General features: G+C 38.8%; 10 protein-coding genes. 1 reads left to right on the top strand and 9 read right to left on the bottom strand.

Annotated features, from left to right (window positions below; genetic code table 11):
- The 9 genes from ahcY to gyrB all read right to left on the bottom strand — a co-directional run bounded on the left by ahcY (nt 1) and on the right by gyrB (nt 13,879).
- Nucleotides 1-1,398: an adenosylhomocysteinase gene (gene ahcY, locus LBE40_RS07195; protein ID WP_004858126.1), complete on the bottom strand. Its 1,398-nt coding sequence runs from the start codon at nt 1,396-1,398 to the stop codon at nt 1-3.
- 802 nt (nt 1,399-2,200) lie between these two features.
- On the bottom strand, nt 2,201-3,199 hold the full coding sequence (locus LBE40_RS07190; protein WP_004858128.1) for a complex I NDUFA9 subunit family protein: 999 nt from the start codon (nt 3,197-3,199) through the stop codon (nt 2,201-2,203).
- Between the two features lie 43 nt (nt 3,200-3,242).
- Entirely contained in the window at nt 3,243-4,562 is a 1,320-nt protein-coding gene (locus tag LBE40_RS07185; protein ID WP_004858129.1) for a bifunctional folylpolyglutamate synthase/dihydrofolate synthase, read from the bottom strand.
- Nucleotides 4,563-4,566: 4 nt separating this feature from the next.
- Nucleotides 4,567-5,487 carry an acetyl-CoA carboxylase, carboxyltransferase subunit beta gene (gene accD, locus LBE40_RS07180; RefSeq protein ID WP_004858131.1) on the bottom strand — a complete coding sequence of 307 codons (921 nt, stop codon included), beginning with the start codon at nt 5,485-5,487 and terminating at the stop codon, nt 4,567-4,569.
- Nucleotides 5,488-6,052: 565 nt separating this feature from the next.
- Entirely contained in the window at nt 6,053-6,772 is a 720-nt protein-coding gene (locus LBE40_RS07175) for a sulfate transporter family protein (protein WP_004858133.1), read from the bottom strand.
- A gap of 713 nt (nt 6,773-7,485) precedes the next feature.
- Complete coding sequence (gene coaBC, locus LBE40_RS07170; RefSeq protein WP_004858135.1) at nt 7,486-8,883, bottom strand: bifunctional phosphopantothenoylcysteine decarboxylase/phosphopantothenate--cysteine ligase CoaBC; 1,398 nt, start codon at nt 8,881-8,883, stop codon at nt 7,486-7,488.
- Between the two features lie 68 nt (nt 8,884-8,951).
- A complete protein-coding gene (gene ubiB / locus LBE40_RS07165) occupies nt 8,952-10,538 on the bottom strand; it encodes a 2-polyprenylphenol 6-hydroxylase (protein WP_004858137.1) in 1,587 nt (528 codons plus the stop codon).
- A 2-nt stretch (nt 10,539-10,540) separates the two neighbouring features.
- Nucleotides 10,541-11,323, bottom strand: coding sequence for a bifunctional demethylmenaquinone methyltransferase/2-methoxy-6-polyprenyl-1,4-benzoquinol methylase UbiE (gene ubiE, locus LBE40_RS07160; RefSeq protein WP_040296803.1), 783 nt, complete (start codon nt 11,321-11,323; stop codon nt 10,541-10,543).
- Between the two features lie 123 nt (nt 11,324-11,446).
- Nucleotides 11,447-13,879: a DNA topoisomerase (ATP-hydrolyzing) subunit B gene (gyrB, locus tag LBE40_RS07155; RefSeq protein WP_004858141.1), complete on the bottom strand. Its 2,433-nt coding sequence runs from the start codon at nt 13,877-13,879 to the stop codon at nt 11,447-11,449.
- 581 nt (nt 13,880-14,460) lie between these two features.
- On the opposite strand from gyrB, the gene LBE40_RS07150 reads away from it, so the two are divergent.
- Entirely contained in the window at nt 14,461-15,378 is a 918-nt protein-coding gene (locus LBE40_RS07150; RefSeq protein ID WP_420868170.1) for a transporter substrate-binding domain-containing protein, read from the top strand.
- Nucleotides 15,379-15,382 lie beyond the last annotated feature (4 nt).

The raw sequence follows: 15,382 nt of genomic DNA, 5'->3' as shown, positions 1-15,382 counted from the left end.
TTAATAACGGTAATGATTTGGTTTATAGGGTCCTTGTGGTGTAACTCCAATATAAGCGGCTTGTTCTTCTGATAAAACGCTTAATTTTATTCCTAACCGATCAAGGTGAAGACGCGCAACTTTCTCATCAAGGAGCTTTGGCAAAACAGCTACTTCATTTTTATAGTGTTCTGATTGGGTAAAGAGTTCAATTTGCGCTAGAACTTGATTGGTAAATGAGGCAGACATGACAAAAGAAGGGTGTCCGGTAGCATTACCGAGGTTAAGTAAACGCCCTTCAGAGAGCAAAATGATACGTTTCCCATCAGGAAAGGTGATCATATCAACTTGTGGCTTAATATTCGTCCATGGTAAATTTCTAAGGGCTGCTACTTGGATTTCGTTATCAAAATGGCCAATGTTTCCAAGGATGCACATATCTTTAACTTGTCGCATATGGTCTAATCGGACAATATCTTTATTGCCCGTTGTTGTGATGATAATATCAGCACTGGAGGCAGCATCATCTAAGTTAACAACTTCATAGCCATCCATAGCTGCTTGAAGGGCACAGATCGGATCAATTTCTGTTACTTTGACGCGGGCTCCAGCACCTGAAAGAGAAGCTGCTGAACCTTTACCCACATCACCATAACCACAGACAATAGCAGTCTTACCAGCTATCATAACGTCTGTTGCGCGTCGGATACCGTCTACTAGTGATTCTTTACATCCATATTTATTATCAAATTTTGATTTAGTGACACTATCATTGACGTTAATAGCTGGGAAAGGCAAAAGCCCTTCCTTTTGCAATTGATAAAGGCGTTGTACACCCGTTGTAGTTTCTTCGCTTACACCTTTGATTGCTGCACGCTGGCGTATGAAAAATCCTGGTGTAGCATCCATACGTTTTTGGATTTGTTTGAAAAAAATCCCCTCTTCTTCTGTTTTGGGGTGAGATAGAATATCTTTATTTTCTTCTGCACGGCCTCCCATCAAAATATAGTTTGTAGCATCAGATCCATCATCTAAGATAAGATTGGAGGGTTTGCCATCGGGCCACTGGAAAATTGCATCTATATAAGTCCAATATTCTTCAAGTGTTTCACCTTTAACCGCGAAAACAGGAGTACCTGTGGCTGCAATAGCCGCTGCTGCATGGTCTTGCGTGGAAAAAATATTGCTAGAACTCCAGCGTACATCGGCACCGATCATTTTCAATGTCTCAATCAAAACAGCTGTTTGAATTGTCATGTGCAATGAACCAGAAATACGTGCTCCGCGCAAAGGTTGGCTAGAAGAAAACTCTTCACGGCAAGCCATTAAACCAGGCATTTCAGTTTCAGCAATATCAAGTTCTTTACGCCCATAGGCAGCAAGCGCGATATCTTTGACAACATAATTTGGAGTTGCCATTTTTTATTCCTTTAAAATCAGTTTTTGCAAAACGGTAGGAGAAATTAAAAAAAAATGCAAGTGAAGTGAATAGAAAGGTTTCTTTACTTAGAAATTTTTTTAAGTTTCCATAAATTTTGTACAATAAACATGCTTTACCCATTGTGCAATGATGTTATCAGCAGGCTACAAAAAGCGCTTGCAAGGTCTTCTTAAGTGAACAAAGTTTTATCGACATTCGTTCATTTTTAAACTGTGAAGAGGATAAGGTAACAAAGAAAACAGCTACGAGATTTGGTATTTTGAAAAGAAAGAGAGACATATTAATTTTTTCAATGTAGCTATACTTTCTTTTGTGGAGTAAGAAATTAATTCAGATGTAAAAAATATATACACTCACGAAGAATAGCATGTCGTTGTGTTGCTCATTCACGTATTTATTTTAAAAAGACATATCTCATTGCCTCTGATTCTATTTTTAGTACTACCTATAGTGGTAGAATACAAAATTCATTGGGTATCACCTTCCTTACTTATGCTTGTAAAATAACGAGCTATAACCATTTTATATTTTTTGACTTCCTATGTTGCGTCTGCTCTTGCATTAAGGTGGTTTTATAGCACGTATATTTAGTCTTTTCTGAGATAATTTTTATCCACACGCCGCTTTCTCTTGTGATGTACAAGTAAGCGTTTTTTATGATTCAAAATGTAATGGCTCAAAATGAGAAAATATTAACTCTCTTCGGTGTGTATATTCCACTATGGAAAACAACGAATTATCATTATAAATCAATACATTAAATAATTATAGGCATATACGCTACGCTGGAAAATTTTTGGAAAATTGGCCATGTGGACGAAACCGCCAGAGATAACTAGGCAAGAGTGCAGCCATTGCTCTGGGAACAATTCCTGCTCCCTCTAAAGTTTGTCCGTTTTCTATTGCTGCTTGAGAGACAACATTATCTAATTGTAGGAAACGTATTTGATCGGCAGTTAACAATGTTGGCACTAAAGGTAATTTACCGATAATTCCCAAAAAACTTCCAATCAACAGACCGGCAGAAAGAGGTATGGGTAGAGTTGTCTTTTTGCGGTGAATAATTTTAAATATATTTTCAAGGACATTTTGGAATGTCATAATTTGTGGGCCACCAAGATCATAGATTTTTCCAAAGGTAACATGTTCTTCTAAAGCGCGTACAACAAATTCCGCGATGTCACCTACATACACGGGTTGCAATTTACTTTGTCCACCACCAAAAAGGGGCATGATTGGTAAAAAACGTGATAAGTCTGCTAAGGTGTTAAAGAAACAATCCTCTGGTCCAAAGATAACGGATGGGCGCATAATAATCGCTTGAGGATACTTATTTTGAACGATTTGTTCACCCGCAAATTTGATGCGTGCATAAAGGCATGAAGCATGTTGATCGGCTACAAGTGCTGACATGTAAATAAGTGGAATACCGGCTTCTGCTGTTAATTCAGAAACATTTTGTGTACCATCAATTTGTGCTTTTTGAAAGTTTGACTGATTTGCTTGCGCTAAGCTACCAGGAAGAAACACTGCACCATCTGCTCCAAGCAATGCACGTGCAACAGAGGCCCGATGCTTGATATCAGTTTTAAGCATTTGGGTTTGTCCCACTTCTCCTATTTGGAGCATGTAATAAGCTTTTTGTGGACGACGAACAGCAATGCGAACACGATAACCCCGCTTGGTTAAAGTTTCAACAACATACCGCCCTACAAAGCCAGAGCCGCCGAAAACAGTAATAAGTTTAGGATGTTGATAAAGTGCAAAATCAAGTTGCATGATTAAAAGGTCAATCTTTCAAAGCTCTATGAATAATCAATTCCTAACATGGTGGTGTTTTGTTGTCACGTAAAATATCGCCTGCAAGGTAAAGGGAACCACCAATAAGGACAATTGCATCTTTATGCTCTGAGTTAATTTTATGTAAGGCATCTTGTAGATGATCTTGTGGGGTAGCAAAGAGTCCTACTTTCCGTGCGGATTCAGCTAAAATCGTTGGACAAATACTAGCGTTGTTGTCAGTTAACGGGATCGTATAGACTTTATCTACGAGTTTTGCTAGAGGACGGAAATAACCGACAGCATCTTTAGTATTGAGCATACCAGCAATCATAATGAGAGGACGGTTTGATTTTTTTCTCCATTGACTAAACTCTGCCGCAACAACTTTTCCAGCAGCGGGATTATGACCACCATCTAACCATAAATCAATACTAGGAGACAGTTGATCAACCAAGTTTCCATGGGTAAGATGTTGCATCCGTGCTGGCCAGTAAATATTTTGCAAAGCATGATTTATTGATTGTTCTGAAAGTTGAAAACCTGCTTGATAAACTGCTTCAAGAGAGGCTCCGGCATTAGCAATTTGGTGATCTCCAATAAGGTTAGGAAGTGGAAGATCCATAAGACCTTGACTATTTTGAAAGACCATATGCCCATATTCTGTATAGCTTTGATAATCTTGATCAAACAGGGAATAAGGTGCTTTATTTTTATCCGCAAGGGTTGTTAAAAGTGAAAAGGTTTCATCATGGTCTTGCTTACCGATAACCACTGGAACAGCTGGTTTGATAATTCCCCCTTTTTGAAAAGCAATTTGTGCAATTGTGTTTCCAAGAAAAGTCTCATGATCATAGTCAATGGGCATAATAAGGGATACGGCTGGCTTGTTAATTACATTTGTAGCATCAAAACGTCCTCCTAATCCAACTTCTAGAATCACTACATCAGCTGGATGTGTGCTAAATAACATAAAGGCAGCTGCTGTAAAAATTTCAAAAACAGTAATCGGTTTGTCACGATTCACTTTTATGATTTCATGAATTGTTTCAGCCAATTTGTTCTCTGTGACAAATTGTCCGCCTCCTATTTGACCTAGCCGACAGCGTTCATTCCAGTTCACCAAATGAGGTGAACTATAGACATGAACGCGGTAGCCTGCGCTTTCCAAAAGAGCGCGACAAATAGCTGAAGCAGATCCTTTTCCATTTGTGCCAGCAATGTGAATAACAGGCGCAAGCTTTAAATGTGGATTGCCAAGACGTTCTAAAAGGTGAAGAATACGTTCTAAAGAAAGATCAAACTTTTTTGGATAGTTTTTCAGTAAATCATCTACCACCCTTTGCACTTGGCTTTTTTCCATACACTTAAGCTGCTTTTGTTGTAGAAACCGATGTTTGAGAATTTGTTGGCGATGGATTGGAAGGGTTAACAGTGGCAGGATATTTCATCATCAAGCGTAGAAGGCGTGCAATGGTCGCTTTCATTTTTAAGCGCGATACAACCATATCAACCATGCCATGTTCGAGCAGATATTCACTGCTTTGAAAACCTTCTGGTAAGGTTTCACGTATGGTTTGTTGAATGACACGTGGTCCCGCAAAACCAATCATAGCACCGGGTTCGGCAATGTGAATATCACCAAGCATGGCATAAGAAGCAGTAACACCACCGGTGGTTGGATTGGTAAGAACCACAATATAGGGGAGTTTTGCTTCCTTCATCATTTCGATAGCTACGGTTGTACGAGGCATTTGCATCAATGAAAGTGTTCCTTCTTGCATGCGTGCACCGCCAGAAGCAGCAAAAAGAACTAAAGGGCGTTTTTCAGCAATGGCGGTATCAAAAGCTTTTATGATAGCTTCTCCTGAAGCCATACCAAGAGAGCCACCCATAAAGGCAAAGTCTTGAACGGTAGCTATAATCGGTAAACCCTCTATGGTTCCTCGTGCACTTAAAATATTGTCATCAACACCAAGTTTAGAACGATAATCTTTTAACCGGTCAATATAGCGTTTTTCATCGCGAAACTTTAAAGGATCTGTTACAACTTTTGGATTTTCAAGAGGCGTATAAACGCCATCATCAAAAAAATGCATGAGACGATTTTTAGCGCTGATGCGCATATGATAGCCAGAAGTAGGAACCACATATTGATTCACTTCTAAATCTTTATGGAAGACCATTTCACCACTGATGGGATCTTTAATCCATAGATTATCTGGAATTTCACGGCGCCCCAATATAGAGTTAATTTTAGGACGAACATAATTTGTAATCCAGTTCATCTTTGTAGCCTCTCTTTAAACATTATGCACTTTTTGCATGATTTGAAAAATATAAGACTTAAGTAGTCAGACTCGTTTTGCCGTCTGAATAAACAAATCTATTTAATACTTTTACCAGTATACGTATAGTTCTAACTCTATTGTCTTTTAATTTTTTATTCCAATTTCACGGGCAATTATCTGCATAAAGAGTATTCCTTATAAAAAGCCTCTCAACAGATTTATAACTTACATTATTTGTTTGTTTGCTTTGATATCAAAATCTACTTTCTCTGCTGGTTTGCGAACTCCTGATTTGCTTCTGATGAAAACGACCATCCGATTAATCATTAACCCAAGTCCCTTGAAGCAAAGAAACCTTATAATAAAATATCAATAAGGCTATAATAACCCATAAAAACAAAAGGGTATAATAATATTTATACTAGCAAAATTCCAGCACCAGAGAAATTTTTTTTTCAAGGAGTTTCTCTGATGAGAAGAATGGAAGCGGCCTTTAAAAGCGTAAAGCAAGTTCAGTACTTCTTTTTGCTCATGAGCTTTTTTGGGTTTTAAGTAAGTACTATTATTTTTGTGTGATGCATGCGGCGGTTTTTAGGGAAAGCATCTTGTGTAAGTGTGTCATAAAGGCGGCTGCGAAAAGCGGCGTTGCTAAATTAAGAATAGGAATCGAAACAAAAAGCGCTATTAACAATCCTGCACCAAAAACCGTTGTGTAATGGGTGTGTAAAAATGCGTGCGCTTCTTGTTCGGATCGAAAACGGTAAGCAGCAAACACAAAGTATTCACGGCCAAGCAAGTAGCCATTAATAATATAAAAGGCGACCAAATTGATACCTGGCACAAAAAACAAAAGAAAAGCGATGCCATTACCGAAAAGGCTTAAAATAACAAATTTAAAGGAGAGAATGAGAGAATGCCCAAACGATAGAGCATGTCCAATAGGTTCGTTTGGATAATCTTCTTTTTCAATAATTTCAGCAGCAGAATCAATAAAAAAACCACCAATCATAGCTGTGATTGGGGCAATAAAAAAAGCCATCAGCAAAGCCAAGCCAAGATTAAAAATGATAATCATGCCCAATCCCAACCATCCTGCCCAACTTGGTAAACCAGGAAAAAAATGAGCAATCCAAGGCCAAAAGTAAGATACAAACAGTTGGTGCACACAAAGCCATAGAATAATGAGCACAACAACAGTAATTCCAAAAGCTTTCAATACCATAGTTCGATATTGTGGGGTAAGAAGACGTTGTAGGGCGCGATAAGCAGCAGTAAAAATCATAACAACTAAGTAAGTAAGAAAAAAAGTGAAAACAAGAGATAGATTGGAAAGTACTTTACATATGCACTTATTTTATAAATCGTATAATTTTGTTGATTAAGGAGAAACTGTCAAAAGATGGTATTTTTTACCTCTAGTATCGTAAAGCAAATGCTGGAGAACATTTTCTTTCAGTATGGTGATAAGGCGCATTCATGTATATTTTAAAACGCAATATTATTTATTCTTGAGTTCAATTTTTGTACTAACTAAGTATAAAAGTAGCATAAAATATTCAGATTGGGAGTTATACATAGAATTTATGAAGCCAATCACATAAGTGGTCGTAAGCAGAAACTACCTGAGAAAACCCAACCTAATAACAGATTGGTAGTGGCTAGGAATCTTCGTCCTTTAGAGCTGGGAAGAGGTTAGCATTGTAGAAAACCACGATAGGATTTTTCTGCAAAGCTCATAAAATGAATAGCATACACGGGTTGCGGTAAAAGAAACTAATCTAGCTATTTTACAAATAAACTGAAATACATAAGGATTTTCATCTCTTGCGAGAGAAAGAGATTGCGAAGTTGGCCGTTCTCTCAGTGAGAATCATACGTACAAATACTTTTATGTGATGTGGTAAGTGAGTTTCATTTTTGTTTTGTGTTGCACTTTTTAAGTATTTGATGGTTTGATGTTTGAAAAATTCTTATTTGAAATAAGGTTACGTTTGTTCATTGATGAATAGGGGTATGGGGGTTGAAAAATGACACAATAACCCTTGCTAATTTTTGCGCTACTTGTTGTTTACTCATGTGCGGCCACTGTTCAACATTTTCTTTACTAACGAGATAAACTTGATTTGTATCAGCACCCATAACGCTTATGCCATCAGCTTGAAGAGAGATATCATTGGCAAGAATAAAATCTGCTCTTTTTTCGATACATTTTTTTTGCGCATTAGCAATGATGTCACAGGTTTCAGCAGCAAAGCCAATCACAAGTGGGGGACGGTTTGAAGCATGGCTAATTGTTGCCAAAATATCAGGATTTTCAACCATCTGCAAGGATGGTGGTGCTTGATGAGCATGTTTTTTGATCTTGTGTGAAGATTGCGTTTGGCTGCGCCAGTCGCAAACGGCAGCAACAAAAACTGCGCCATCGGCAGGCAAAGCATCCTGAACAGTTTGTAACATTTGATGCGCTGTTTCAACATGAATGGTTTTGACCCCTTGTGGATCGGCAAGATTAACCGGTCCACAAATAAGCGTCACTTTGGCGCCCAAATGTGTAAGAGCTATCGCAATAGCATGACCTTGTTTGCCTGAAGAGCGATTAGCAAGGTAACGCACGGGATCAATCGGTTCATGGGTAGGGCCAGAAGTAACAATGAAATGGCGACCAGCAAGTGGCCTTTCTTGCACACCCAAAAGAGTTTCTACTGCGGCTACAATGGTTAAGGGTTCACTCATGCGTCCACAGCCTGTTTCATCGCGTTCAGCCATTTTTCCAATTTCTGGTCCGACTATATGAACGCCATCTGTGCGCAGTTGTGCAACATTGCGAACCGTTGCTGGATGTGTCCACATCGTGGGATTCATGGCTGGTGCAATCAAGAGTGGGCATTGTGCTGCTAAAAGCACACAATTAGCCAGATCATCTCCTATGCCGTTGGCTATTTTTGCAATGCGATTGGCTGTAGCGGGCGCTAAAATAATAAGGTCAGCATTACGTGCTAATCGTATATGTCCAATATCATGTTCTTCTTCGCGTGAAAACAAATCACTATACACAGTATAACCGCTCAAAGCTTCAGCTGCTAAAGGGGTAATGAATTTTTGTGCTGCTTTTGTCATAATAATGTTCAAGCGTGCTCCACGTTCTTGTAAACGGCGAATCAAATCAAGCGTTTTATAGGCTGCAATACTACCGCCAATAATAAGGAGAAGAGATTTTGATTGCAATGATTGCAATTCAACAGCGCTTATTTGAGAGGGGCATGTTGTTGGAATGGAAGGATTACTTAAAAGGCGACGGGCTTCCTCTTCCATAGAGACACCATTTTTTGCGGCACGTATACGCAAAGATTCTTTGACTTCAGGTGAAAGATTACGAATGGTAATGCTAGCCATAAAATACATCCAAGAAGTGAATTGATTGCAATGATTTCATATCGGTATTTTTTAGCATATTAAGCAGATTAGAGAAGATGAAAAAGGTAAAAAGTAAGACAAACACAACAAAGCGCAATGATAAATAGACTATAACGGCCATAACGGTTGGTGCGGCTTTGTTCAATAGCAAGTTGTTTAAGGGTAGTAGGAGAAAGATTAAACCCTGTTTTTCTTATATTGTCGAGATCCTCTTCTATGCGTTGGAAATTTTGTATCAATTGCGGTGTTTTGCGTGCTAGCGAAAGGAGTGATTGCGCTCCTTCACTAAAATCTTTTGCCAGTCCCACGGGTCCTAAATTTTTGCCAATCCATTCTCTGACAATGGGTTCAGAAGCTTTCCACATGTTAAAATGAGGATCCAATGTACGGGCTACACCTTCAACGACAACCATAGTTTTTTGTAATAGTAAAAGTTCAGGTCGTGTTTGCATATCAAACAATTCAGTGACTTCAAACAATAAGGTAAGCAACTTAGCCATGGAAATGCTTTGCGCTGATTGCCCGTGAATTGGTTCACCAATGGCACGATTGGCTTGAGCAAAGCTTTCAATATTGTGGTGCGAAGGTACATATCCTGCTTCAAAATGAGCACGTGCCACCCGATGGTAATCGCGCGTAATAAAGCCGTAAAGAATTTCAGCAAGGAAATGCTTTTCTTTTTTGCCAAGTCGTCCTGTAATTCCCAAATCGACAGCAACAATACACCCTTTGGGGTCTACAAATAAATTACCAGGATGCATATCAGCATGAAAAAAACCATCACGCAATGTATGACGAAGGAAAGATTGAATGAGCGTAGTTGCGAGTGTTTTCAAATTAAAACCAGCCTCTTTGAGGGCAGAAATCTCGGATATTCTTATACCATCAATCCATTCCATTGTTAAAACGTTGCGTCCTGTTCGTTCCCAGTCAATTTGTGGAACCCGAAATCCTACGTCATGTTGAATATTTTCAGCCATTTCTGATATGGCGGCTGCTTCTAACCGTAAATCCATTTCAATACGTGTGGTTTGTGCCAAAGTATCGACCACACAAACAGGGCGTAGCCTTCGAGAAGCTGGTATATAACGCTCTTGTAAATGGGCAATGAGATAGAAGCCTCTAAGGTCTTTAGCAAAACGTGTTCTGATATTGGGACGGATGACTTTAACAGCACATTTTTTTTTATGGCCGGTTCCATCATTGTATTCAGCTGGATGGACTTGGGCAATAGAAGCGGCAGCGATGGGTGGATAAAAATTTACAAATAAATCATCAAGAGATCGACCAAGTGAACTTTCAATTTGTGCAATGGCAGCAGTGCAAGAAAATGTTTGGACACGATCTTGTAGCTGCGCCAAATCTTCCGCAATATTACGTCCAACAATGTCGGGTCTGGTAGCAAGAAATTGGCCAAGTTTTATGTAAGAGGGGCCGAGCTTATTGATGGCATAGGAAATATTTTCAGATCGTCGCTTTTTTTTTGTTTTTCGGCGCGCTATCATATTTGCTATATGATGACATAATGCTGGAAATCCTCTAAGATCATCGTGAGGTAAAGCACTTAAGACGCCTTCACGTGCTAAAACCCATCCTGCACGTATTAATTGAAAGTAAGTGGAAATTTGCACCATTTTTAAATTTTCCAACCTGAGTGCAATGCTGCGATTGCACCCGTGAGATTACGGTAGGATACTCGCGAAAATCCTGCACGATTTATCATATGGGCAAAATCATCTTGCTTAGGAAATTTACGAATAGATTCAACCAAATAACGATAAGCATCGCCATCATTTGCAATGAATTGACCAAGCTTAGGGATAGCATGGAAAGACCAAAGGTCATAAATTTTATCGACTAGAGGCATCTCGACATTTGAAAATTCTAAACATAAGAAACGCCCACTCGGTTTTAAAACACGAAAAGCTTCTCTAAGGGCTTTATCAATGTGAGGCACGTTGCGAATTCCAAAGGCAATAGTGTAAGCGTCAAAACTTTGATCTTCAAAAGGCAGATGTTCTGCGTTGGCTTCAACAAAATCAATCAGAGAGGTGAGGCCATTTTTTTGTGCGCGCTTTTTGCCGATACTGAGCATTGAGCTGTTAATATCAAGCACTGTAACATGGGCTTTTTGGCGTGAACCATTAAGAATTCGAAAAGCGATATCACCAGTACCGCCAGCGACATCAAGAACCTTCCAATTGGAAATTGCAGGTGGAGAGAGCCATGCAACCATAGAATTTTTCCACACACGGTGTAGCCCTAATGATAAGATATCATTCATCTTATCATAGTTCTCAGCAACAGAGTGAAACACACCATCAACCATAGATTGTTTTTGTGCTGCATCAACTCTTGTAAAGCCAAAAGAGTGCTCCATACCACCTTTGGCTCCTAAGCGTTCTGTTTCAGCTGTCATATACATGACCTTCCTTATTTTTCTTTTATCGTAAATGAAGTGAAGTATAGAGGAAATGTTCAAATACGAAAAAACAATATATAAAACTGTGACGTTTATACAGCCAGAAACGAAAGACTACCTTTAGATATCAAGATTAGCAACGCTTAAAGCATTGTCTTGAATAAAAGCTCGCCGAGGTTCAACTTCATCCCCCATTAAACGGGAAAAGAGTGAATCGGCATCGGTTGCATCATTGATTTTAACTTGTAAAAGAGAGCGACCATCAGGATCAAGGGTTGTTTCCCAAAGTTGTTCAGCATTCATTTCTCCAAGGCCTTTATAACGCTGGAGAGTAATGCCTTTTTTACCATTTGTAAAAATACTCTCTAAAAGGCTAACCGGTCCAAAAATGCGCTCTGACGTATCTTTACGATGTAAGAGAGGTGGAAGATTATAAACTTCTATGAAATTTTGGGAGACGCGATCAATTTGACGTGCATCCGCTGAATTAATAAGTCCCGCATCAAGGGTAATAATCTCTTTAACTCCACGTAAAATGCGTTCAAAACATAAACCCCCATTTGATGCATTATAACCAGTCCAACCACGTTCCATATCATCAGCAATTAAATCAAGACGGCTTGCCACTTTATCTGCTGTTTTTTGGGCTTTTTCTGGTGTTGAAAGGGCTTCAGGATTAAAAACTCCGGCAATGGCAGCTTGTTCAACAATTGTGCGATCATAGCGTGTATGAAGACCATTTAAAAGTTGGCGGAACACGCGAGCATCTTCAGCAAGTTTGCGCAAATCAACACCAGCACAAATCTCGCCTGTTGACAATTCTAACTTTGCTTCTTCCAATCCAGTATCAATTAAAAATTCTTCGAATGCTGCTTCATTTTTAATATATTGAGAGGATTTTCCTCGCGATACTTTATAAAGAGGGGGTTGAGCAATATAAAGATGTCCACGCTCAATCAATTCCGGCATTTGTCTAAAAAAGAAGGTGAGAAGGAGGGTACGGATATGTGCACCATCAACATCCGCATCTGTCATAATGATGATTTTATGATAACGCAATTTATCTGGTGAAAATTCATCTTTACCGATGGAGGTACCAAGAGCGGTAATGAGTGTCCCGATCATATCAGATGAGAGCATTCGGTCAAAACGTGCCCGTTCTACATTAAGAATTTTACCACGTAAGGGCAAAATTGCTTGATTTTGACGTGAACGTCCACTTTTTGCTGAACCTCCAGCCGAATCTCCCTCGACAATAAAGATTTCAGATTTCGCTGGATCGCGTTCTTGGCAATCGGCAAGTTTTCCCGGCAGAGAAGTGATATCAAGAGCTCCTTTTCGTCTTGTAAGTTCACGTGCTTTGCGTGCTGCTTCACGTGCTGTTGCAGCTTCTACCACTTTACTGATGATAAGCTTCGCTTCATTAGGATGCTCTTCCAGCCATGCTGAAAGACCTTCATTCACCAAATTTTCAACAATAGGGCGCACTTCAGAAGAAACCAATTTATCCTTTGTCTGTGAAGAAAATTTGGGATCTGGAACTTTGACAGAAAGAATAGCTGTGAGTCCTTCACGGCAGTCATCACCAGTTAAGTTAACTTTTTCTTTTTTTGCAATGCCTGAAGATTCAGCATAACCATTAATTTGACGCGTTAAAGCGCTACGAAAACCTATTAAATGGGTTCCACCATCACGCTGAGGAATATTATTTGTAAAACACAAAACTTTCTCATGGTAGGAATCATTCCACCATAGGGCAACATCAACGCTCATTCCATCCTTTTCACTTGTAATGTAAATAGGAGTGTCAAGCAGCGGTTTTTTTGTTTGGTCAATGTACTTGACAAATTCAATTAATCCACCGTCATAATGCAATTCAACGGATTGAATGTCAGCATGACGTTCGTCAACAAGAAGAATATGTATGCCAGAATTTAAAAAAGCGAGTTCCCGCAAACGACGTTCCAAAGTTTCAAAATCAAATTCAACCATAGTAAAGGTTTCAGAGCTTGGCAAAAATCTGATTTCTGTTCCACTTTCTGCATCGCAATCACCAACAATTTTTAGTGGAGAGTCGGCAACTCCATGCGTAAAAGACATTTCATGAATTTTGCCATTGCGCCTGATTTGCATCCGCAACCAAACGGACAGTGCATTAACAACAGAAACACCAACACCGTGTAATCCACCTGAAACTTTATAAGAATTTTGATCAAATTTTCCACCTGCATGAAGCTGGGTCATGATCACTTCAGCTGCTGAAATACCCTCTGTTGGATGGATATCTGTTGGAATTCCGCGACCATTATCACGAACAGAACAAGAACCATCAGCATGAAGTGTGACATTTACAAGAGTAGCATGACCGGCTAAAGCTTCATCGATAGCATTGTCCACGACCTCATAGACCATATGATGCAATCCTGAACCATCATCGGTATCACCAATATACATGCCAGGACGTTTTCGTACAGCATCAAGACCTTTGAGAACTTTGATGGAAGCGGCACCGTACTCATCACTCTGTGTCGGTGAGGTGATTTCATCACTCATAAGTTAATCCATTTCTGTATTCGATTTGCGATATTTCATCAGCTTTTTCTGAGCTTAATGTTTTGGCTAGTTATTTATGGAATAACCAATTAAATATTTACCGTATATCGGATCTATATTCAACATCTGTCAGCACATAATTAGAGAGAATGATTCTTGCATACATAAACAATGTGCATTGCGGCGTTGTATTTTGAGGTAAAAATACAAATAACAAGTCTTATAAATTTTATCTTCTACGAGGTATTAATATTTTGAGAGAGAACTCAGTTATTTGAATGTAACGATTCATGCAAAAAGTGAAATGTTATCTCTTCCCTTTGTGGTAATGAATAAAATTATCTGTCAAGCTAACTTAATCGACCTTTGTACTTTTATGAATAAATTTGGATTAAGTTTGCGCTAAAATTTTAACATTATCAATATATTCTGGAAATATATGGAAACTGTTAAGTTTTTTAACTGTTTTACAAAATACTAAGAATTTTCATTCATTAAAATAGCAGATATTTCAGTTAAGTGCGTTAGATATTATATCCGAGGAGAGTTGCATTTTAACTTTGCAAAATGGGGTGAAGATTTTGAACATACAGAAACCTATATATGCAAAACACCTTCAATTGCACTTACAGCATTTTCTTCCCAAGAATATATTTGATACTCTTATTGGAGCGTTATTTGTAGCATGGGGATTTTTATTTTCCTCTTTTGTAGAAGCTGAAACGGTTGGAGAACTGCCTTCTTTTTTTGATTCGCATGAACATTTTGTACAACCTGATACAACGGATATAATCCGTTTGCGTTTTGTAACAACTTTTGATTTTCCTCCCTTTAACTTTCTTGACAAAACAGGATATCTTGCAGGTTATAATATTGATTTATTGCGTGCTATTTGCTCGAAATTAGGCCTTGAAAAATTTTGTGAGGTAGAAGTTGTTCCTTGGGAAGAGCTTGTGGACCATGTAAAAAATGGTGGAGCAGAAGTGATTATCGCTGGTTTAAAAGAAACAATCAAAACACATCAAGATCTTGTTTTTACAAAGTCTTATTTACGATTTCCGGCTCGATTTGTTGCTTCTCGGCTTGTCAATCTTGATGCACCAATCAGCAATAGACTAGCACATTTAAACAGTGGATTTTTATTCAACAGCGCCCATGAAAAGCTGTTCCAGATTTATTTTCCTGAAGCCAAAGGACAGGGATTTAACAATAGGGAAGAGCTCTATAAAGCGCTACAGGATCATAAAATTGATCTTATTTTTGATGATGGATTTGCTTTATCTTTATGGTTAAATGATGCAAGATCCATCAATTGCTGCCATTTTGTTGGAGGGGCGTATATGGCTCCACAGTTATTGGGGCAAGGAATGCGTCTTGCTGTTGCAAAAAAGAACGAAAAATTGGTTGATATACTCAATTATGCTCTGAAATCCCTAGAAGATGATGGCAAGCTCTCAGAGCTTTATCTGCGTTATTTTCCTGTTAGTTTTTATCGATGAATAC

Source organism: Bartonella taylorii, from assembly GCF_023920105.1.
GTDB lineage: Bacteria > Pseudomonadota > Alphaproteobacteria > Rhizobiales > Rhizobiaceae > Bartonella > Bartonella taylorii.
Note: the sequence above shows the minus strand (reverse complement) of the source record. Positions and strands in the feature narration are given on the sequence as shown.

Coding starts and splice junctions, on each gene's coding strand:
- ahcY (WP_004858126.1), bottom strand. CDS start 1,398: ATGGCAACTCCAAATTATGTTGTCAAAGATATCGCGCTTGCTGCCTAT.
- LBE40_RS07190 (WP_004858128.1), bottom strand. CDS start 3,199: ATGCAACTTGATTTTGCACTTTATCAACATCCTAAACTTATTACTGTT.
- LBE40_RS07185 (WP_004858129.1), bottom strand. CDS start 4,562: ATGGAAAAAAGCCAAGTGCAAAGGGTGGTAGATGATTTACTGAAAAAC.
- accD (WP_004858131.1), bottom strand. CDS start 5,487: ATGAACTGGATTACAAATTATGTTCGTCCTAAAATTAACTCTATATTG.
- LBE40_RS07175 (WP_004858133.1), bottom strand. CDS start 6,772: ATGATTTTTACTGCTGCTTATCGCGCCCTACAACGTCTTCTTACCCCA.
- coaBC (WP_004858135.1), bottom strand. CDS start 8,883: ATGGCTAGCATTACCATTCGTAATCTTTCACCTGAAGTCAAAGAATCT.
- ubiB (WP_004858137.1), bottom strand. CDS start 10,538: ATGGTGCAAATTTCCACTTACTTTCAATTAATACGTGCAGGATGGGTT.
- ubiE (WP_040296803.1), bottom strand. CDS start 11,323: ATGACAGCTGAAACAGAACGCTTAGGAGCCAAAGGTGGTATGGAGCAC.
- gyrB (WP_004858141.1), bottom strand. CDS start 13,879: ATGAGTGATGAAATCACCTCACCGACACAGAGTGATGAGTACGGTGCC.